The organism is Anaerofustis stercorihominis (assembly GCF_024623185.1).
Lineage (GTDB): Bacteria > Bacillota > Clostridia > Eubacteriales > Anaerofustaceae > Anaerofustis.
This window is the reverse complement of sequence record NZ_JANJZK010000019.1, coordinates 1-17,656: the sequence shown is the minus strand read 5'-3', so window position 1 is coordinate 17,656 and position 17,656 is coordinate 1. Positions and strand designations below refer to the sequence as shown.

Here is a 17,656-nt window from a genome sequence, read left to right as displayed (position 1 = left end):
GAGTTAAGGGGTGTAAGGGGCAGCGCCCCTCCCCCTTGCTTTTAAGAAAATGATTATCTATAATTAAACATATTAAATAAAACGGAGAGAAAAAATGGATAAAAACAGGATAGATAAGCAATTTGAATTTTTCAGAGAAATAGATAAAGAAAAATTTATCGAAAGGCAGACATACTTAACGGGAGCAAAAAGAAGAGAAAACGACGCGGAACATGCATGGCACATGGCGGTAATGACTTTTTTACTCAGAGAATATGCGAATGAAGAAATAGATGTACTGAGGACGATAAAGATGCTTCTCATTCATGACATAGTGGAAATCGACGCGGGAGATACATTTGCATACGATAAAGAAGGACAAAAATCACAAAGAGAGCGTGAAGAAAAAGCGGCAAAGAGGATTTTCGGACTTCTCCCTTCCGACCAAGGAGAAAAGCTAATGGATTTATGGGAAGAATTTGAAACGGGGGAAACAAAGGAAGCAAGGTTTGCTCATACCATGGATAATATCCAGCCTATGATGCTCAATGCGGCAAATGATGGAAAAAGCTGGCAGGAATGGGGTGTGAAACTTGACCAGATACTTAACAGGAATAAAAACACAAGTAAGGGTTCTAAAATACTATGGGAATATGCATATAATAGCTTTGTCATTCCAAATGTCAAAAAAGGAAGGATAGACAGTGAAGAATAATATATCTTGAGCCTATAATAAGATTTTATAAGTATTAAAATATAATATTTATTTATATTGTTTATTTAAATCTTTAAAAATAAAAAATTTTTTAAATGATACAATATCAAAAGGATTATTTTAAAGTAAAGTTAATAAAATAATTTATAAAAATATAATTACATTAATTATGATACATATCTTAACTTAAAAGAAAAACAAAGAAAAGAGAAATAGTATGGCAATAAATATTAGAAAAATGAACAAAAGCGATTTAGAAACATTTAAAAAGTGGTTATACAAGCCTCATGTAGCAAAGTGGTACCATGAACCTGAGAGCTGGATCGAAGAAGCTGAAAAGTCAGACAGTGAATTTAATTGGATAAGTCATTGTATCGTTGAAATCAAGGGTAAACCTATAGGATTTTGCCAGTACTACGCATGTGAAGACAGTGATGAAGACTGGGGAGGATATACGAAGCTCGGCGGGACTTACAGTATTGATTATATGATCGGTGAAACAGAGTTTCTTTCCAAAGGATACGGTAAGGAAATCGTAAGAAAATTGGAAGAAAAAATAAAATACCATGACGACGCAAAAAGGATAGTCGTACAGCCGGAAAAGGAAAATAAAGCTTCAAGAGGAGTATTGTTGTCCTCAGGATACTTACTTGATGATGAAAAAGATATCTTTGTGAAAGTTATATAAATCAGTAGTTTTAGTAAAATAGTTTAAATCCTAAAACGATTTTTTCTTTATATAAGACTGAGTATAAAATAGTCCATATATTTAAAATCTGTTTAATGATAATATATTTAATAAATGTTTAAGATATTAAATCATATATTTTATTATTAGATTGAGAGATTAAATTTTTTAATTTAATCGGCATAGAACACTGATAAACAACCAATGATAGAGATACTTTTATAATTATCCATTCTAATTTCGTATACCCTATTTTTAACAAAGCTTTTAAAATTAGTTTAACAATGTGATTTATTTAAAATAATCAAAGGCTGATTTATATAAAACTTATTTAAGTAAAAATCATATATAATATATTATTATATTTTATTGATATATATAATTTATTGTAACAAAAGTTAAATAAAATTTATAATGAATATAATATGGTTTAAAATTTCAAGCTATCGCTTTTATATAAAAATCATAAATAATAATGTTTTTAAATATATAAATAAGACCTATTAAGTCATTATCTATATCAAACATCACATTTACTCAATAATCATTGTTTTCTGTTGAAAATAAAGAGAAATATTGGTATTATTAATAATTATAGTAAAACAGAAAATCAAATTTAAATATATTCAGAGGTAGGACTATGTCAGAAGATAAAAAAACGATACTAAGCGGGATACAATCCAGCGGAGAATTTACAATAGGAAATTATTTCGGAGCGATAAAAAACTGGGTGGAACGTCAGGACGACTATAAATGCATTTATTTCATAGCCGATATGCATGCAATTACTGTAAACCAAGTCCCGGCTGAACTAAGAAGAAGAAGTTTCGAATGTGCGGCAATGCTCATTGCAAGCGGTATAGACCCTAAAAAATCTCTCTTATTCATACAGTCTCATGTTCCCGCACACGCAGAACTTCAGTGGATACTAAACTGCAACGCTCATATGGGCGAACTTTCGAGAATGACCCAATATAAAGACAAATCCAAGAGCCAGGGAGAAAATATAAAAGTGGGACTATTCGACTATCCCGTGCTTATGGCGGCGGATATACTTCTCTATCAGGCAGACCTCGTTCCCGTCGGAGACGACCAAAAACAGCATTTGGAGCTTACAAGGACCATAGCAAACAGATTTAACAATAACTACTCTCCTACTTTCAAAGTTCCCGAAGGATACTACGGAGAAAACGGAGCAAGGATAATGTCCCTTCAGGATCCTTTAAAGAAGATGTCAAAATCCGATGAAAACAAAAACGGATTTATTTCGATGATAGACGGTAAAGATGTGATAATGTCAAAATGCAAAAGAGCAGTCACAGACTCGGATATGAATATAATCTACGATAAAGAGAATAAGCCCGGAGTATCAAATCTTCTTGAAATATACTCCTGTGCGGCAAATAAAACTATCGAAGAAGCAGTAAAAGATTTTGACGGAAAAAATTATGCATACTTTAAAAATGCGGTGGGAGAAAGCATCGCCGACAGACTCTCTCCTATCCAGGACGAATTTAACAGACTATGCAAAGATAAGACTTACGTCAACGAGGTACTGAAAGACAGCAGAGACAGTGCTTCTTATATAGCAAATAAGACACTCAGAAAAGTAAAGAAAAAAGTAGGTTTCTACAGTTTATAAAAAAGGGAGTAATCATGCTCCTTTTTTAATGTATATGCGTACGATACCGAGAAGAAAAAATCAAAGATAAGAAAATTAAATAAAAATGATTTATTTGATTTGGCTTAATCACTAAAAAACAAAGAAACCATGTATGCTTATGAGCATGGTTTTAGTAACGAGAAAGTAAAAAATTGGCTTGATAATCAGCTTTGAAAATATAAAATTGTCAGTTCTAATAAATGAGATTGATATTTAAATAATAAATGGAATAATAAATTTATAGATAGGTGCGGAAGTACAGCAGAAGCTCTTAATTTTAAGACATTAAAAAAAAGGTTATTTATTAATAGGCGTAATTAAAATGAGAAATTATGAAAAAAAGTATAAAGAAATAAACGTTTATGTATTAAGTTTTTTAAATCAAAATAAAACCAAGATAAGATTAGCCTGTCGAACTATACAATATCCTCACCCAATAAAATTTTAGGCATTGTAGTAAGACAGCGATTCCATCTTTTATAAAATTTCTCCAACCCAAGCTTCGAAACTCGGGCATGAGTTTCTTCATCTTCTAGTGTCCAGTGCAAAATATATGTAACTTTACCTACCCATCTAGTAAGGCGGATAGGCGGTTCACCTTCCTTTACTGCATTGAAATCCTTTTGGCGGTGTGTACGTTTGATATACTTCACATCTATAACACCCGTCTGAGAAAGATAAAACTCAGAAACATCTTTCATCAAAGTTTCGATTTCATCTTGTTTATCGATTTTCGCTTCATAAATGCAGATTTCATTAAACATCAAAATCCCTCCATAACAAACATATAGCTGTTTTCATTCTAGCATGAGCGGATCGGTAATGTCAAACAGCTCCTTAGTTACATTACTTTATGCTGCTTATAACCATTTTCGTTCACTTAATCGCTGTTTTATCCTTAACCGAGATATATCAAAAAGCTAAATTTATAAGATTTAACTTTGGCTAAAGCTACTTAATAATTGTTTTTTATTATGTTACTGCGTTTTGTTGAAACGGAATATAACATTTTAAGTAAAGCACCTGCTAATTGTAAAGATATCGATATTATATAAAAAACTTTTTTCATTATAATTTATCCTATATCATTTAGACTATTTCATACCTATAAACAAAATCGTCCATATAAAAACCACCGCCTATATCATTTTTCTCTTCTTTAATTTTTATAAATCCAAAGTGTTCATATACATTTATAACGGGGTTATTCTTATTCACATTTAAAGTCACACCTCTAAGTCCAAATCTTCCTGCTTCTTCTATGATAAAATCAAGCATTGCTTTTGCGTATCCCTTTCCCCTGTTATCTTTACTTAGATAAAACTTACTTAGATACATATATTCATCTTTAGGATAAAATGAGATGAACCCTATCCTTTGACTTAAATCGTCCAGAACAAAATAGTAGTCATACCCCTCACTTAGCTGAGAAGTTATAGATTTTACACTTTGGAATTTTTCTATCATATAATCGTTTTGTGCAATCCCGATTATAGGGTCAAAATATTCCTTTACTATATTTGAAGCAAATAGCGAAAGGTCTTTTATCTTATCTTTTTCGTTTATATTTATTTTATCGAATGTCATATGTCTTCTCCGTATACTATTACATGTCATTTATATTGATATCATTATCGTTTAAAACATATCATCTATAATTTTATGTACTTATTTACTCCTTTTCATTTATCCTCTCTCTAAGCATGAAGAAAAGTAAAACTATACCTATACCTGCCAATATATGTCCTATACCGGAGATCCCCGAAATTGATGACAGTAAAGCTTTAGACGCATTGACATTTAAAACTTCTATGACACCGTGTACTGTTAACATAACGGATGTCAACAAAACACCTATATTGTAAATAATATAAAACATATTGAATTTATTTGAACTTACGATATCGAACTTTTCATTTAAAAGTAAGATAACAAGGAACATTATCATACCCAGCATGAATAAATGCCCATGTACTCCCCGAAGCATGGTAACTCCCGTAAAATCATTATATTTTGTAAATTCTCTGTAGAACACCCCGCCTATCATTGCAAGGACAGCGTACATAAATGAAGTATTTAATAATCTTTTCATACTTTAACCTCCCTTAAATCATATGAAATAATTTTAACACTATTATATTTAAAATCAATAGATAATAAATTTTACAAATCAAAAGTTACAATTTGTATATTTTTCCATTTTCAATTATTAAAATATAATTAAAAACATTGCAAAATCATAGTAAAAGATATATAATTGTAACAAATGTTACCGAAATACTGATATTTTTCTGGTATTATATAGAAAATTCATTGGTGAGGTAACAAATCTGAATAAGGGAAAAAGAATGGATCTAAAACTTATTGCCAAGTCTGAATTGTTCAGAGGGATAGATGAAGTATCCATAGAAAAAATGCTTCATTGTTCCAACTCGAGAATAAAAGAATACTCGGCTGATGAAGTGATTTTCAGCGAAGATGAAATATCGGATTACCTTTATGTTTTGTTAAAAGGTGAAGTGATGATAATAAAAGATTATCCGTCGGGAAACAGGAATGTATTTTACGAAGTTGAGGACGGCGAGATTTTCGGAGATTTATTTCACGGACTTGATAACTCACTGAACTATTATGACGCTATTTCAGCAAAGAAATCGAAGGTTATGATAATACCTTGGAATTTCTTCTTTAACGTATGTGAAAAAGCATGTGATTTTCATAAAATGCTTATAAAAAATATCATGCAGCTTCAATCGGATAAAGCCCTTACGCTGATGAAGAAAATACATATTTTATCCGCGACTACTTTGGAAGAAAAAATAGCTCTTTATTTAATTCAAAGTATGAAAGACGATAAAAGAGTAACACTAAATATGACAAGAGAAGAAATGGCAGATTACTTCGGGGTGAAAAGACCTTCGCTTTCGAGGAGCTTGATGAAAATGCAAAAAGATAAACTTATAAAAGTAGATAAAAAATATATAACGGTCTTGGAAGAAGAAAAACTTCAAGACCTATGTTTTTAAGACAGAAAAGAAAGGATGATTTTAGATAATGGAAAGTATCAGAAAAATAACCGAAGACTTATATTTTGTGGGAGCAAACGACAGAAGGATAGCACTTTTTGAAAACATCTATCCGGTAGAAAACGGAGTATCTTATAACTCATATTTACTTATGGATGAAAAGACGGTCTTACTGGATACCGTAGACAAAAATGCAAGCAGTGAATTTCTAACAAACGTTAAAGCGGTGCTCAAAGAAAGAAACCTTGACTATATCGTGGTAAACCATATGGAACCCGACCACTGTGCAATGATAGAAGAAATAGTGGACAGATATCCCGATGTAAAAGTAGTTGCAAATCAAAAAACAGTGAACATGATAAAACAGTTTTTTAACTTCGATATAGATTCAAGAGTAGTTTTGGTAAAAGAAAATGACACTTTGAACACAGGAAAACACACTCTTGCTTTCGTTATGGCACCTATGGTTCATTGGCCCGAAGTTATGGTTACTTATGATACAGAGGATAAAATCTTATTCTCAGCCGATGCCTTCGGAACTTTCGGAGCTATAGACGGGAATCTATACACCGATGAAGTAAATTACGAAAGAGACTGGCTTGACGAAAACAGAAGATATTTTACAAATATCGTAGGAAAGTACGGTCCTCAAGTCCAAGCTGTATTAAAGAAAGCTTCTGCTCTTGACATTGAAATGATATGTCCTCTTCACGGACACATATGGAGAGATAAAAAAGACATAGCATTCATTTTGGATAAATATAATCTATGGAGCACTTATACGCCGGAAGAAAAATCGGTGGTGATAGCTTACGCATCTATCTACGGTCATACGGAGACCGCAGCCAATATACTTGCAAATACGTTGGCTGATAAAGGTGCTAAACATATAAGGGTATATGATGTATCCAAAACAGACCCTTCATATATAATCTCGGACGCATTCAAATATTCAACACTCGTATTCGCGTCAATAACTTATAACAATGAAATATTCCCTAAAATGGAAGCCCTCCTTCACGAGGTAGCGGCTCACAATCTTAGTAGCAGGAATATTGCACTTATAGAAAACGGTTCTTGGGGACCTTCTGCAAACAAAAAAATGAAAGCCATTTTGGAAAAACTTAAAAACTGTAATTTCATCGAAGAAGAAGTAACTATAAAATCAGCTTTAAAAGATGACAGTTTAAATAGTTTGAATAAATTAGCAGACCAAATAATAAAATCATTATAAACAATAAAAAAGAGAGGTAAAAAAATCATGGAAGCAAAATTTTACAGATGTAAACACTGCGGAAACATCATCGTTTTCGCTAAAAATCAAGGAGTACCGGTAATGTGCTGCGGAGAAAAAATGGAAGAACTAAAGGCGGGAACAACAGATGCCGCTGTTGAAAAGCATGTACCGGCAGTAAGCGTTGACGGAAATAAAGTAAGCGTACAAGTAGGAGATGTCATTCATCCTATGGAAGAAAAACATCACATCGAATTCATTTGGATAGAAACAAAAATGGGTCATCAAATCAAGAATTTAAAACCGGGTGACGAACCAAAAGCCGAATTCATTTTAGCTGACGGAGATGAACTTGTTGCTACATATGAATATTGCAATCTTCACGGATTATGGAAAAAATAGTTAAGACAAATAAAAAGGAGCAACATGCTCCTTTTTTATTGTTCTTCTTTATATTTACATTCTTTATTTTTACAAAACAATTTCTTTGTCTTACCTTTGCTTTCGTATAAAAGCTCCCCGCATTTGGGACATATTTTCTTTGTAGGTTTCTGTGAAGAAGCAAAGTCGCAGTTTGGATAATTTTTACATCCGTAGAATATACTGCCCTTTTTGCTTTTCCTTTCAACGACCTGTCCCCCGCATTTAGGACATTCCGCATCTATTTCTTTGACGATAGGTTTTGTCGTCTTACAGTCGGGATAACCGCTGCACGCCATGAATTTGCCGAACCTTCCGTATTTGATCACCATAGGTTTCCCGCAGTTTTCACAGACTTCATCGGTTTCTTCTTCCGGAAGTTTTATCCTCTCTATGTCTTTGACTTTATCAAGTTCCTTTTCAAGCCCTTTATAGAACTCGGCAATAACATCTTTCCATTTTTTATTGCCTTCTTCTATATTATCCAAAGTGCTTTCCATTTGAGCGGTAAAATCGACGTCTACTATATCTTCAAAATTTTCTCTGAGTAACTTATCCACCGCTTCTCCTATCATCGTAGGAGAAAATCTTCTTTGATTTACTTCAACATAGCCTCTGTTTTTTATGGTATTGATTATCTGAGAATAAGTGGAAGGTCTTCCTATCCCCTCTTCTTTAAGTACCTTTACAAGGCTCGCTTCGTTATACCTTGCCGGAGGCTGAGTGAACTTTTGGATAGGAGATAATTTTTTCAAATCGACTTCTTCACCCTCTGTAAGCAGCGGTATATTTTCGTTTTCACCGTCTTTGTCTTTTTTGCCTGCAAAATCATATACTTCAAGGTAGCCTTTGAACTTGACTCTCGAACCCGTAGAACGGAAGATATAATCTCCGTTTTCTATATCCACTCTTAAAGTGTCATAAACCGCAGGAGTCATAAGTGACGCCAAAAATCTGTTATATATAAGTGTATATAATTTAAGCTGGTCTTGGTTCAGAGAAGTTTTGAGTTTATTCGGAGTAAGATTTACATCTGACGGTCTTATCGCTTCATGGGCGTCTTGTATCTTACTGTTTGCTTTTCCCTTCGGTCCGGTATATCCGAGGAATTCCTTACCGTATTTATCTGTTATAAATGCACTTCCGGCTTTTACAGCTTCTTCGGACAGCCTTGTAGAGTCGGTCCTTAGATAAGTGATAAGACCTATCTGACCTATCCCTTCAACTTCCACCCCTTCATAGAGCTGCTGAGCCAGCATCATAGTCTTTGAAATAGAGAAATTAAGCTTATTGTTTGCGTCCTGCTGCATTGAACTGGTTTCAAAAGGAGGAGGTGAATTTTTCTTCTTCGTACCTCTTTTGACCTCTTTAACGATATACTTATTTTCTTTTAAATCCCTTACTATTTTATCTGCGTCTTCTTTTGTCTTTACTTCGGCTTTTTTGCCTTTTATAAGAGCCAGTTTACTTAAAAACTCCTCTTTTGTATCTATCTTATTGAAAAGCCCTTCCATAAGCCAGTATTCTTCGCTTACGAAATTTCTTATTTCATTTTCTTTATCTACTATAAGCCTCATGGCAACGGACTGAACTCTTCCGGCACTTAGTCCCCTTAATACTTTGCTCCAAAGGACGGGACTTATTTTATATCCCACAAGCCTGTCGAGAACTCTTCTGGCTTGCTGTGCGTCCACTATGTTCATATCTATGGTTCTTTTGTTTTTTATCGCATTTTTAATTGCAGCCGGAGTTATTTCCAAAAACTCCATCCTGTTTTTATCTTTTAAATCAAGCCCTAAATAATTGGCAAGATGCCATGAAATAGCTTCTCCTTCTCTATCGTTATCAGTTGCGAGAATAACTTCATCGGCTTTTTTTGCGTCCGCTTTAAGCTTTTTAAGCCTTTCCCCCTGACCTCTTATAGTTTTATAATCCGGCTCGAAATCATTTTCTATATCTATGCCGAGCTTTGATTTGGGTAAATCGATGACATGCCCCTTAGACGCAACTACTTTGCAATCCTTAGGCAAATATTTTTGTATTGTTTTCGCTTTAGCAGGTGATTCCACTATTACTAATCTATAAGACATCCCCTACTCCTTTCGATGATGAGTTATGCGCGTTATCTACTGTTTGACGGTAAGATTTGCGCCTGTGCTAATAACAATACCTCTAATTTCCAACATTGTCAAGACAGAATTTATAAGATTTATTTCGAGCCCCAGATTTTCATTTATAAGGTCCGAGGTGTTATTTCCGTCTAAAATTGCCTGGCATATATTCCTTTCATCATCGGAAAGTTCATATTTATCAAGGATATTTACTTCCTTTTTTACTTCTCTTATAGCCTTCACTTCTCTCGCTTCTATTATATCGGTTATCCTTTCCATATTTGGTCTGTCAAGAACATAATATAAATCTTCCAAAACATCGTTTGCACTTAATATAAGCTTAGCTCCGTCTTTTAAAAGAGAATTGCTCCCTTCACATAAGGCGGAAGTAATATTGCCCGGAACGGAATATACTTCTCTTCCCTGTTCGTTGGCATATCTTGCGGTTATCAGTGAACCGCTTTTATATGAAGCTTCTATCACGATAGTCCCGTGTGACAGTCCGCTTATGATCCTGTTTCTTGCGGGGAAATGATGGCTCAAAGGTTCCGTCCCCGGAAAATATTCACTGATGACCATGCCTCGCTCTATTATTTCATCGTAAAGCTTCGTATTTGATTTCGGGTAGATTTTATCCACTCCCGAACCAAGTACGGCTATGGTATCCCCAAACCCCTGTAATGCACCTCTGTGAGCGTATGTATCTATCCCCGCAGCCATACCGCTTACCACATCCAAACCTTTATTTGAAAATTCCCTTGCAAAGTCCATTGCCACCTGCATCCCGTAATTGCTGGCTTTTCTGGTACCTACAATGGAAATCATTGGGTTTTCTTCGATGAATAGATTTTTACCTCTGTAAAACAGTATGGGAGGATAATCGTAAATTTCCTTTAGAGAATAAGGATAATATTTATCATCCATGGTAATGTAGTTGATACCCTCATTATACATCCTATCAATAATCCTGTTGAATTTACTTAAATCTTTATCCATAGTGAGCCTTGTTGCGATATCGAGAGTTATTCCGCTGACCTTAGTATATTTATTTATATCATCATTTAAATATATCTCATCTATGGAACCGAAATAATCATATAAATTAATAGCTCTTTTTGCTCCGATATTTTGAATTGACATCAACCATAACCATTTTTCTATATTCATACTTAATCTCCTTTTATCCTATGTTTAAAGGATAAAACATTTTTCGACAAATTTCAACACTCTTAGAACATTTGGTCACAAATAGGACAATAATAGGTCACATTGTAAATACCTGTTATATAATCGAGATAAAATATTTATAGTATATTTGATTTTACTATGATAAAATAAAAAAAAGCATTCCAAGAGGAGAATACTATCGATGAACGGAAATATCGTAAATTTAAATACCCTAAGCGAAGAAAATAAGACCGAAGCGGTAAAAGTATTTACCGAAGGGTTCAAAGATACCCTTAAATTTGCCACAAAGGACGAAGCTTTAAAACTCTTTCTGTTATCCTTTGATTTTAATATGATGTATGTATACATAGAAGACGACGAAGTCATCGGCGTTTTGGGAGTCAGTACACTGAAGGATAGAGTATACGACTTTAAAGAAGATGTGTGTAAACAGATTTTCAATAAAAAAGGAAAACTCATATATAAACAGCTTAGGATGTCGACGGATACCATTCCGATAACAAAGGATAATCAAATATACGTTGAACTCGTTGCTACAAGCGAAAATCATAGGAATAAGGGTATTGCAGGAAAGCTTCTATATTATGTTTGTGATATGGAAAGATACAAAGAATGTCATTTGGAAGTGTTATCAAAGAATAAAAATGCCCATAGGCTTTATAAAAAACTGGGCTTTGAAGAATATAAGAAGAGTTTTAATTTTTTTACTTTCATACAAGGACTGGGAAGCCCTATATTTATGAAGAAAATAAAATGAGAAATGCCGGTCTGACCGGCATTTTATTTTATGAAGCGGAATTCAAAGCTTTATCGTGAAGCTCTATGTGTTTTAAAAATCTGTTTTCAAGGTCTCCGTCATTTTCGCACGCATTTTCAAACTCCTCGCTTAACATAAAGTTTATGTGTTCATTTTTATGAAGCTGATGTTCGTCGTAAGGTTTGAATTTAGCTTCTCTGCCCTTAAGCATATTGATATTTTCCCTGTCTACTTTTGATATATTAGGATCAACGCTTTCGCAGTAATCTTCCCAGTTTCCTAGCTCTATCATTTCAAAGAGTTTTACCAATGTTTCCTTTGTTACTTTTCCCGTGTCGGGGTCGTTAAAAAGCCCTCTCTCCATAAGGTCAAGGACAAGTTCTCTCCTGCTTTCAGGGGTCTTTGCAAGAAGGGATGTGCTGTCGATATATATATCCGTGGAATTTATATTCGTCCCGTCCCAATAAAAAACCTCTACCTGACCTTTCATATCCACATATTTGGAAAGCCTTGGAGTTGTAACGGAATTCTTCAGTATCCTAAGGGTCTGCTTTGCTATCTTTATCCTCGTGTCGTACATATTTTCATAGTTCAGTGCAAGCCTTGTATCGTCCTGATCCTGAAGTAATGACAGTGCAACACCGGAAGTCACGTTCTTCGGATTGTAAGAATTCCTGCTCATTTCGCTCACTCCGCTGAGTGTAATAAAAAGTTCTTCCGTGGCTTTCTCGTCACTTAGTATTGTGGAAGGGAGTGCGGGCGTCCTTAGATAGGACGGTTCTTCGCTTCCCTGTCTTCTCGGTATCACGGCTCCCGGAGCAAGCCCCATATCGAGTACATCGTCTTCATCGATACTCCCCTTTTCATATGTTATCTGCCCTATCGCCACCCTGTTCAAATATTCCTGCTTCCTGTTTTTGATGTTATTAAACCTTCTTTGAAGAGGTATGAGCCTATTTATAATGCTCTCTCCGAAGAACTCTCCGTAGTCAAGAGACTTTTGAATGACAAAGGGAAGTTCTCTTTCTCCGTCCTCGGCATTTATATAAGGAAGGTCTCCCATGTGAAGGACGTTATCCTTGGTACAGACTATATATCTGCCTTTGGGATAACGGTTTGTAGGCTTTTCGAAATATGATATGACCTCGGCACTTAAATCTATATCCTTGCTGCTTTCGCTGTAACCGTGCCCTTTGCTTCCAAGTCCCCCTACGTTCGTTCTTGCCTTAGAATAAGAAACTACATTATTTTCATATCCCTCTACTGTCGTATTAAACATATTTTCAATCTCTTTAACGCTCATTACTTTATACCATATTGCATAGTCCAAACTCTCAATGTCTTTCACATATACATTTGAAGGGAAAAAATCAAAAGGAGATATAATTTCATAATTTATACCTCCCTCTTTTATAGCTGCATTTATTTTTTCTTTTTTATCGCTGTTTTCTTTTTTCACATATTGTTCTTTATAACCTATGGTCTTTCCTTTATTCTTATCCCAAAACACTCCCCATATTGCGCTTCCCGTCTTCTCTGCCCATATGTTTGCCTGCTTTTGAAGTTTCTTCATCTCCAAGTCTTCTTCTATGCTCTCCAGGATTTTCTTGCAAACCTTGCTGGATTTAACATCGTCCTTGGAATTTGTGGCGGGTCTTACGTTCATAAGCACTTTTAGCTTGGATAACTTTGCAAGTCTGGTGTCGTATATGGGAGCTATCTGATTGAATACTTCTCTCTCCTGCCACCACTGGACATTATCCACCTCCATTATCCCTCCGCTTACGGAGTCTATATATGAATACTGGTCTCCCTGAAGGAAGTTTATGGCAAGCCTCCACTTCAGTTCATAAGGAAGCCTCTCTCTTCTTTTTTTCTCAAGCAAATCGAATATAAATGAACATATTTCGTGCTCGTCGTACTTTGCTTCTTTTTTATCCGTAATGACCGCTTCTTCTTTTTTAATATATTTCATTCTTTCCTCCTTTAGTATCCTACGCTAAGCTCTATTTCATTTTCATCCCAAAGCAGTTCCGCAGAGCTTGAATTGGGTACATAATAAGTCTTCTCGGGAATGGTATAGAGTTTATCTTTTGTATTTACTGTGAGGGCACTGTCTTTGAATTCAAGGTTTGTAAACGTACTCAAATCGTCTCCCGCCCCCGCTATTTTTATATGACTGCTCCCGTCGGTCTTATGGATATATAAGTCATTTAATGATTTAACCGAAGGAGTTTCTATCATACCTATATATCCGGGATAAATAAGCCTTATATGGTTATGTGAAGCGCTCAATATCACATTCTCGGGCAAGGTAAGCCTTTGATAATACCTCTTGCACCTCATAAGCTCAAGACTTTCGCTTATGTCCACATAATCGGTCTTTACTTCTCCCGCTTCCATTTTGATATTATAAAGTTTAAAGCTCGGTAAAACATCATTTTTGAATATTATTTGCAGTTCAAATACGATATCGTTTCGTAACACTCCAAAATTGACTTGGAAATTTGTATTATCACTATTATTTAAATTTCCTAACATCATATTATTTATATATAACTCAATAGAGTACACATTATCGAATTCTCCGTTTACGGAAACATTTAACCTTTTTATTCCCGCACCTTTACTATATCCTATCTCGCTTGCCTTGACAGTTTGTCTTATTTTGAATATGTCATAGTTACTTACATTATTTACTCCTTCAACAGAGAACCCTCCGTTTTCAACTTTGGAAACGGACATAGGGATATTTAGTTCATTTATAAAAGCCCACCTGTCGAATATCATCTTTGCTTCACCATCGGATACTATTTCCAACGGGAAATCTAAATCTTTGTACCTTTGATGAACTTTAAACGACGTATTATGAAGAAGATTATTTCCATATAGCCCCGGTTTATTCAAGATATCCTCCCAGCCTCTGTCAAGCTCGCCCCCCGAACCGTGGGAATGCTCCGCGGGAGGAAATACCTCAGGCTTTTCGTTGATATCCTCCCAGTCTACGCTCACTTCCCCCGAAACATGAGTATGTCTGCTCGGGTGCCAGCTCTCCGGCTTTCCAGTAACGCTGTCCCAGAAAATAGTATAGTCGCTTCCGGACAAATCGTGAGTATGCTCTTTAAAAGCAAAGGGATTGTTTTCCAGCAAATCATAGGGAGTAAATTCTATTTCATTTTGTTTGCCTACATATATATAACCCTCTCCTATATTTTCTGCATAATATATGTATCCTTTCCTGTTCTTTTCCTCGTTTTCTTCCATATATATATCATCGTCCAAAATGATATACGCTTCATGGTCATCTTCAGTTCTGATATTTGGGATATCTAAAAAACTCTTTACAAGCCCCGTATCAACATTCTTATCAAGAATAGATTTAAGGGTGCTGTCAAGCATTTCATATCCTATTTTATTGACTTTCAATTTATCACCTCCGTAAAAAAATAAAGTCCCCCTAACTTATAGGGAAACTTTACTTTAATAGTATATTACTTTTTAAATTTATTCAATGACGGATATTTAAACTATTTTAAACATCTTCTCCAATCCTTTTTCTTTCGTGCCTCCTGCTCTTTTCAAAGTATTTCTTTCTCTTCATGGTAAAATCCACAGTGACGCCGAAAGCCTCGCTGGCGTCATATGGATTAAAACCGCCGTACATCAGAAAAGAATTATCGTAAAACTCTTCAAATAAATCGTCGGGCATTAAAAAATACAATGAAAATGCATCTGCCTGAGCTTCTTCCTTTGAAAGAGGGATATCTTCGCTTTCAAGCTGGTTTATGCTGTGACAGAAAAGATGTCCCGCCTCATGAGCCAAAGCCTCTCTCCTCTTCTTGGTCTCGTCAGATAATGTGGAGTTCTTTTTTAAGTATTCGTTATCTTCCATTTTGGTATTGCCGACAATCAGCATATTTCCGATAACGCATGATTTACCGCAGTCATCGAAAAATTTGAGTTTATAATTTAAATCGTCAAATATTTCCTCAAACTTTTCAAAGGTCACGGGATATGTATTAACAAAATATTCACTTCTTACCTTTTCTGCCTTTTCGTACATGTTCTCGTATAAATATTTGGTCATATCTTCTCCTACTAAAAAAAGCCTCTTTTGAGGCTTTTTAAAATTAAATATTTTCGTTTAAATCGTCTACCAAATCGTCAACATTGATACCGTGTGCATTTGCACCTTCTTCCAATGTTTCAAATCTTGCAGCCATACATCCGATACATCCCATACCGTATGCTTGAAATACAGAAACGGCCTGCGGATATTTATTCACGATATCCATGATACCCATATCTTTTGTGATTTGCATTATTATTACCTCCGTTATATATCTATTTACTGTGCTTCTTCAGTTTCTTCTTCTTTAACGGCAAGAGCTTCGCTAAGCTGTTCTTCGTCTTTGAGCTCTGTGGATTTTATTTTACATCCGCCGATAAAAATAGCACCTTCGTCTATGATGATGTTATCAACATAAACATCTCCGGTTAGTTTACCCGTAGAAAGGATTTTTAATTGTTCACAAGTAACAATTCCTTCAACAGTACCTATTATATGAACATTTTTTGCATTGATATTTCCCGATATAAATGCATTCCTGCCAACTATTATATTTCCGGACAAATTTACATTACCCTTTAAGTTTCCTTCATATCTAACGTTTCCTCCGGAAGCAAGGTCGCCTATAAAAGTAATATCACTACCTACAATAGTATCTATTTGTTCATAATTGACTCTTTTATTAGATACCTGAAGTTTGTTTTTTGCCATTATATATACCTCTCTTTATAGATAATTTAATCTATTCTTTAACCAGTAATTAATTATACACCAGCGAAAAATAAATTACAAGAAAAAAAGCCGAGGAGTTGTTTTTTGTTAGATTTTTATACTTTTTTATGATAAACTAATTATATATAAGTTATCTTGGAGGTAAATTATGCACGCTTTATTTTTAGTTTTAAACGATACGTATTTGATCGACGACGTTCATGAAATATTATCGAAATGCGAAGTCGGCGGGACTTTTTTTAATTCTACGGGGCTTGGAAAAGTTGAGATGAATTACGATAACTCCGACAGCCATACGTTTACTTCGGTAAGAAAAATGTTAGCGGGAGAAAAACCCAAAAACATAACGGTGATGTCCATAATAAAAAGCGATGACAAGCTGGACGAAGTAACTATCGAAATAATGAAATTACTCGATAATATAGAAAAAAAAGGCGTCGGGTTCATGTTTGTACTTCCCGTAAGCTACATCTACGGGTATAAAGGAAAGGACCTAAAATAAGAGATATGAAGCCAAATAAAAAATATCTTCCTTTTATTATTATAGGGATAGTTTTAGTTTTATTTTTACTTATTACTCCCGGATTTTCAAAAAAGATGATGTTAAATTCCCTAATGGAAAATCAAGTTTTGAATAAAGAAATCACAAAAGTGGAATATATAAGCTACGAAGATAAACCTTTCATGTCCGTGGTAAATGAAAAAAGAGAAATAGACGGTAAAGACAGCACTGCCGCAAAGTTTATAAAAGACATGGGAAACCATAAAGTCAAAGTCTTATCCAATAAAGACTATACGAGCGAAATTTTCTATGTCCATTTCAAAGACGGCTCAAAACTCATATGCTATATCGATAAAGCCGATTCCAAAATTGGTATCGACAGCGGGAAAGTATGGATAAAAGACGTAAAAGCGGACAGTATCATCAAAGGTATGAAAAAAGTTCAGCTTGTTAAAGAAATCAAATGATATAAGGGGCGCAACCCCTAAAACCTTATAAGGGACTCCGTCCCTTAGGAACCCTATGCAGGGCTCTGCCCTACGACCCGCCAAATATTTGCTTGTCCAAATATT

General features: G+C 34.8%; 19 protein-coding genes. 9 read left to right on the top strand and 10 right to left on the bottom strand.

Going from position 1 to position 17,656, the window contains the following annotated elements; genetic code table 11:
• Positions 1-94 precede the first annotated feature (94 nt).
• The 3 genes from NSA01_RS09050 to trpS all read left to right on the top strand — a co-directional run bounded on the left by NSA01_RS09050 (position 95) and on the right by trpS (position 3,024).
• Positions 95-694, top strand: a complete 600-nt coding sequence (locus NSA01_RS09050) for an HD domain-containing protein (protein ID WP_257481145.1) — start codon at positions 95-97, stop codon at positions 692-694.
• Positions 695-911: 217 nt separating this feature from the next.
• On the top strand, positions 912-1,382 hold the full coding sequence (locus NSA01_RS09045; RefSeq protein WP_257481144.1) for a GNAT family N-acetyltransferase: 471 nt from the start codon (positions 912-914) through the stop codon (positions 1,380-1,382).
• Positions 1,383-2,022: 640 nt separating this feature from the next.
• Positions 2,023-3,024, top strand: a complete 1,002-nt coding sequence (gene trpS, locus NSA01_RS09040) for a tryptophan--tRNA ligase (protein ID WP_257481143.1) — start codon at positions 2,023-2,025, stop codon at positions 3,022-3,024.
• A gap of 437 nt (positions 3,025-3,461) precedes the next feature.
• Here trpS and NSA01_RS09035 read toward each other — a convergent pair whose 3' ends face one another.
• From NSA01_RS09035 to NSA01_RS09025, 3 genes are all read right to left on the bottom strand, one after another.
• Entirely contained in the window at positions 3,462-3,809 is a 348-nt protein-coding gene (locus tag NSA01_RS09035) for a hypothetical protein (protein ID WP_257481142.1), read from the bottom strand.
• A 325-nt stretch (positions 3,810-4,134) separates the two neighbouring features.
• Positions 4,135-4,632 carry a GNAT family N-acetyltransferase gene (locus tag NSA01_RS09030; protein WP_257481141.1) on the bottom strand — a complete coding sequence of 166 codons (498 nt, stop codon included), beginning with the start codon at positions 4,630-4,632 and terminating at the stop codon, positions 4,135-4,137.
• 85 nt (positions 4,633-4,717) lie between these two features.
• Complete coding sequence (locus NSA01_RS09025; RefSeq protein WP_257481140.1) at positions 4,718-5,137, bottom strand: DUF2871 domain-containing protein; 420 nt, start codon at positions 5,135-5,137, stop codon at positions 4,718-4,720.
• A gap of 256 nt (positions 5,138-5,393) precedes the next feature.
• Here NSA01_RS09025 and NSA01_RS09020 point away from each other — a divergent pair, with 256 nt between their 5' ends.
• From NSA01_RS09020 to NSA01_RS09010, 3 genes are read left to right on the top strand one after another with little or no spacing between them, the layout of a single operon-like run.
• Positions 5,394-6,071, top strand: a complete 678-nt coding sequence (locus NSA01_RS09020) for a Crp/Fnr family transcriptional regulator (RefSeq protein ID WP_257481139.1) — start codon at positions 5,394-5,396, stop codon at positions 6,069-6,071.
• Between the two features lie 28 nt (positions 6,072-6,099).
• The gene (locus tag NSA01_RS09015; RefSeq protein ID WP_257481138.1) at positions 6,100-7,305 is read left to right on the top strand and encodes an FprA family A-type flavoprotein; all 1,206 of its coding nucleotides are present in this window, start codon (positions 6,100-6,102) and stop codon (positions 7,303-7,305) included.
• A 27-nt stretch (positions 7,306-7,332) separates the two neighbouring features.
• Positions 7,333-7,707, top strand: coding sequence for a desulfoferrodoxin family protein (locus NSA01_RS09010; protein WP_257481137.1), 375 nt, complete (start codon positions 7,333-7,335; stop codon positions 7,705-7,707).
• Positions 7,708-7,742: 35 nt separating this feature from the next.
• Here the strand turns inward: NSA01_RS09010 and topA are convergent, their stop codons facing one another.
• Both topA and dprA read right to left on the bottom strand, forming a co-directional pair.
• Positions 7,743-9,815, bottom strand: coding sequence for a type I DNA topoisomerase (topA, locus tag NSA01_RS09005; protein WP_257481136.1), 2,073 nt, complete (start codon positions 9,813-9,815; stop codon positions 7,743-7,745).
• Positions 9,816-9,851: 36 nt separating this feature from the next.
• Positions 9,852-11,003: a DNA-processing protein DprA gene (gene dprA / locus NSA01_RS09000; protein WP_257481135.1), complete on the bottom strand. Its 1,152-nt coding sequence runs from the start codon at positions 11,001-11,003 to the stop codon at positions 9,852-9,854.
• Positions 11,004-11,205: 202 nt separating this feature from the next.
• Between dprA and NSA01_RS08995 the strand changes: the two genes are divergently transcribed.
• On the top strand, positions 11,206-11,781 hold the full coding sequence (locus tag NSA01_RS08995) for a GNAT family N-acetyltransferase (protein ID WP_257481134.1): 576 nt from the start codon (positions 11,206-11,208) through the stop codon (positions 11,779-11,781).
• Between the two features lie 28 nt (positions 11,782-11,809).
• Here the strand turns inward: NSA01_RS08995 and NSA01_RS08990 are convergent, their stop codons facing one another.
• The 5 genes from NSA01_RS08990 to NSA01_RS08970 form a co-directional block, all read right to left on the bottom strand.
• Positions 11,810-13,756, bottom strand: a complete 1,947-nt coding sequence (locus NSA01_RS08990; RefSeq protein ID WP_257481133.1) for a portal protein — start codon at positions 13,754-13,756, stop codon at positions 11,810-11,812.
• Positions 13,757-13,767: 11 nt separating this feature from the next.
• The gene (locus NSA01_RS08985; RefSeq protein WP_257481132.1) at positions 13,768-15,207 is read right to left on the bottom strand and encodes a hypothetical protein; all 1,440 of its coding nucleotides are present in this window, start codon (positions 15,205-15,207) and stop codon (positions 13,768-13,770) included.
• A 106-nt stretch (positions 15,208-15,313) separates the two neighbouring features.
• Positions 15,314-15,868, bottom strand: a complete 555-nt coding sequence (locus NSA01_RS08980; protein WP_257481131.1) for an ImmA/IrrE family metallo-endopeptidase — start codon at positions 15,866-15,868, stop codon at positions 15,314-15,316.
• 43 nt (positions 15,869-15,911) lie between these two features.
• Complete coding sequence (locus NSA01_RS08975; RefSeq protein WP_007049402.1) at positions 15,912-16,103, bottom strand: DUF1858 domain-containing protein; 192 nt, start codon at positions 16,101-16,103, stop codon at positions 15,912-15,914.
• A 26-nt stretch (positions 16,104-16,129) separates the two neighbouring features.
• Positions 16,130-16,561: a bactofilin family protein gene (locus NSA01_RS08970; protein ID WP_257481130.1), complete on the bottom strand. Its 432-nt coding sequence runs from the start codon at positions 16,559-16,561 to the stop codon at positions 16,130-16,132.
• A 169-nt stretch (positions 16,562-16,730) separates the two neighbouring features.
• On the opposite strand from NSA01_RS08970, the gene NSA01_RS08965 reads away from it, so the two are divergent.
• Together NSA01_RS08965 and NSA01_RS08960 are read left to right on the top strand one after the other, a co-directional pair.
• Positions 16,731-17,084, top strand: a complete 354-nt coding sequence (locus NSA01_RS08965) for a hypothetical protein (protein WP_257481129.1) — start codon at positions 16,731-16,733, stop codon at positions 17,082-17,084.
• 5 nt (positions 17,085-17,089) lie between these two features.
• A complete protein-coding gene (locus NSA01_RS08960; protein WP_257481128.1) occupies positions 17,090-17,551 on the top strand; it encodes a hypothetical protein in 462 nt (153 codons plus the stop codon).
• Positions 17,552-17,656: the final 105 nt, after the last annotated feature.

Bases quoted from the DNA above. Each gene is read 5' to 3' on its own strand.
- NSA01_RS09045 (WP_257481144.1), top strand. From the start codon at position 912: ATGGCAATAAATATTAGAAAAATGAACAAAAGCGATTTAGAAACATTT.
- topA (WP_257481136.1), bottom strand. From the start codon at position 9,815: ATGTCTTATAGATTAGTAATAGTGGAATCACCTGCTAAAGCGAAAACA.
- trpS (WP_257481143.1), top strand. From the start codon at position 2,023: ATGTCAGAAGATAAAAAAACGATACTAAGCGGGATACAATCCAGCGGA.
- NSA01_RS08990 (WP_257481133.1), bottom strand. From the start codon at position 13,756: ATGAAATATATTAAAAAAGAAGAAGCGGTCATTACGGATAAAAAAGAA.
- NSA01_RS09020 (WP_257481139.1), top strand. From the start codon at position 5,394: ATGGATCTAAAACTTATTGCCAAGTCTGAATTGTTCAGAGGGATAGAT.
- NSA01_RS08965 (WP_257481129.1), top strand. From the start codon at position 16,731: ATGCACGCTTTATTTTTAGTTTTAAACGATACGTATTTGATCGACGAC.
- NSA01_RS08980 (WP_257481131.1), bottom strand. From the start codon at position 15,868: ATGACCAAATATTTATACGAGAACATGTACGAAAAGGCAGAAAAGGTA.
- NSA01_RS09010 (WP_257481137.1), top strand. From the start codon at position 7,333: ATGGAAGCAAAATTTTACAGATGTAAACACTGCGGAAACATCATCGTT.
- NSA01_RS08970 (WP_257481130.1), bottom strand. From the start codon at position 16,561: ATGGCAAAAAACAAACTTCAGGTATCTAATAAAAGAGTCAATTATGAA.
- dprA (WP_257481135.1), bottom strand. From the start codon at position 11,003: ATGAATATAGAAAAATGGTTATGGTTGATGTCAATTCAAAATATCGGA.
- NSA01_RS09015 (WP_257481138.1), top strand. From the start codon at position 6,100: ATGGAAAGTATCAGAAAAATAACCGAAGACTTATATTTTGTGGGAGCA.
- NSA01_RS08975 (WP_007049402.1), bottom strand. From the start codon at position 16,103: ATGCAAATCACAAAAGATATGGGTATCATGGATATCGTGAATAAATAT.
- NSA01_RS08960 (WP_257481128.1), top strand. From the start codon at position 17,090: ATGAAGCCAAATAAAAAATATCTTCCTTTTATTATTATAGGGATAGTT.
- NSA01_RS08995 (WP_257481134.1), top strand. From the start codon at position 11,206: ATGAACGGAAATATCGTAAATTTAAATACCCTAAGCGAAGAAAATAAG.
- NSA01_RS09025 (WP_257481140.1), bottom strand. From the start codon at position 5,137: ATGAAAAGATTATTAAATACTTCATTTATGTACGCTGTCCTTGCAATG.
- NSA01_RS09050 (WP_257481145.1), top strand. From the start codon at position 95: ATGGATAAAAACAGGATAGATAAGCAATTTGAATTTTTCAGAGAAATA.
- NSA01_RS09035 (WP_257481142.1), bottom strand. From the start codon at position 3,809: ATGTTTAATGAAATCTGCATTTATGAAGCGAAAATCGATAAACAAGAT.
- NSA01_RS09030 (WP_257481141.1), bottom strand. From the start codon at position 4,632: ATGACATTCGATAAAATAAATATAAACGAAAAAGATAAGATAAAAGAC.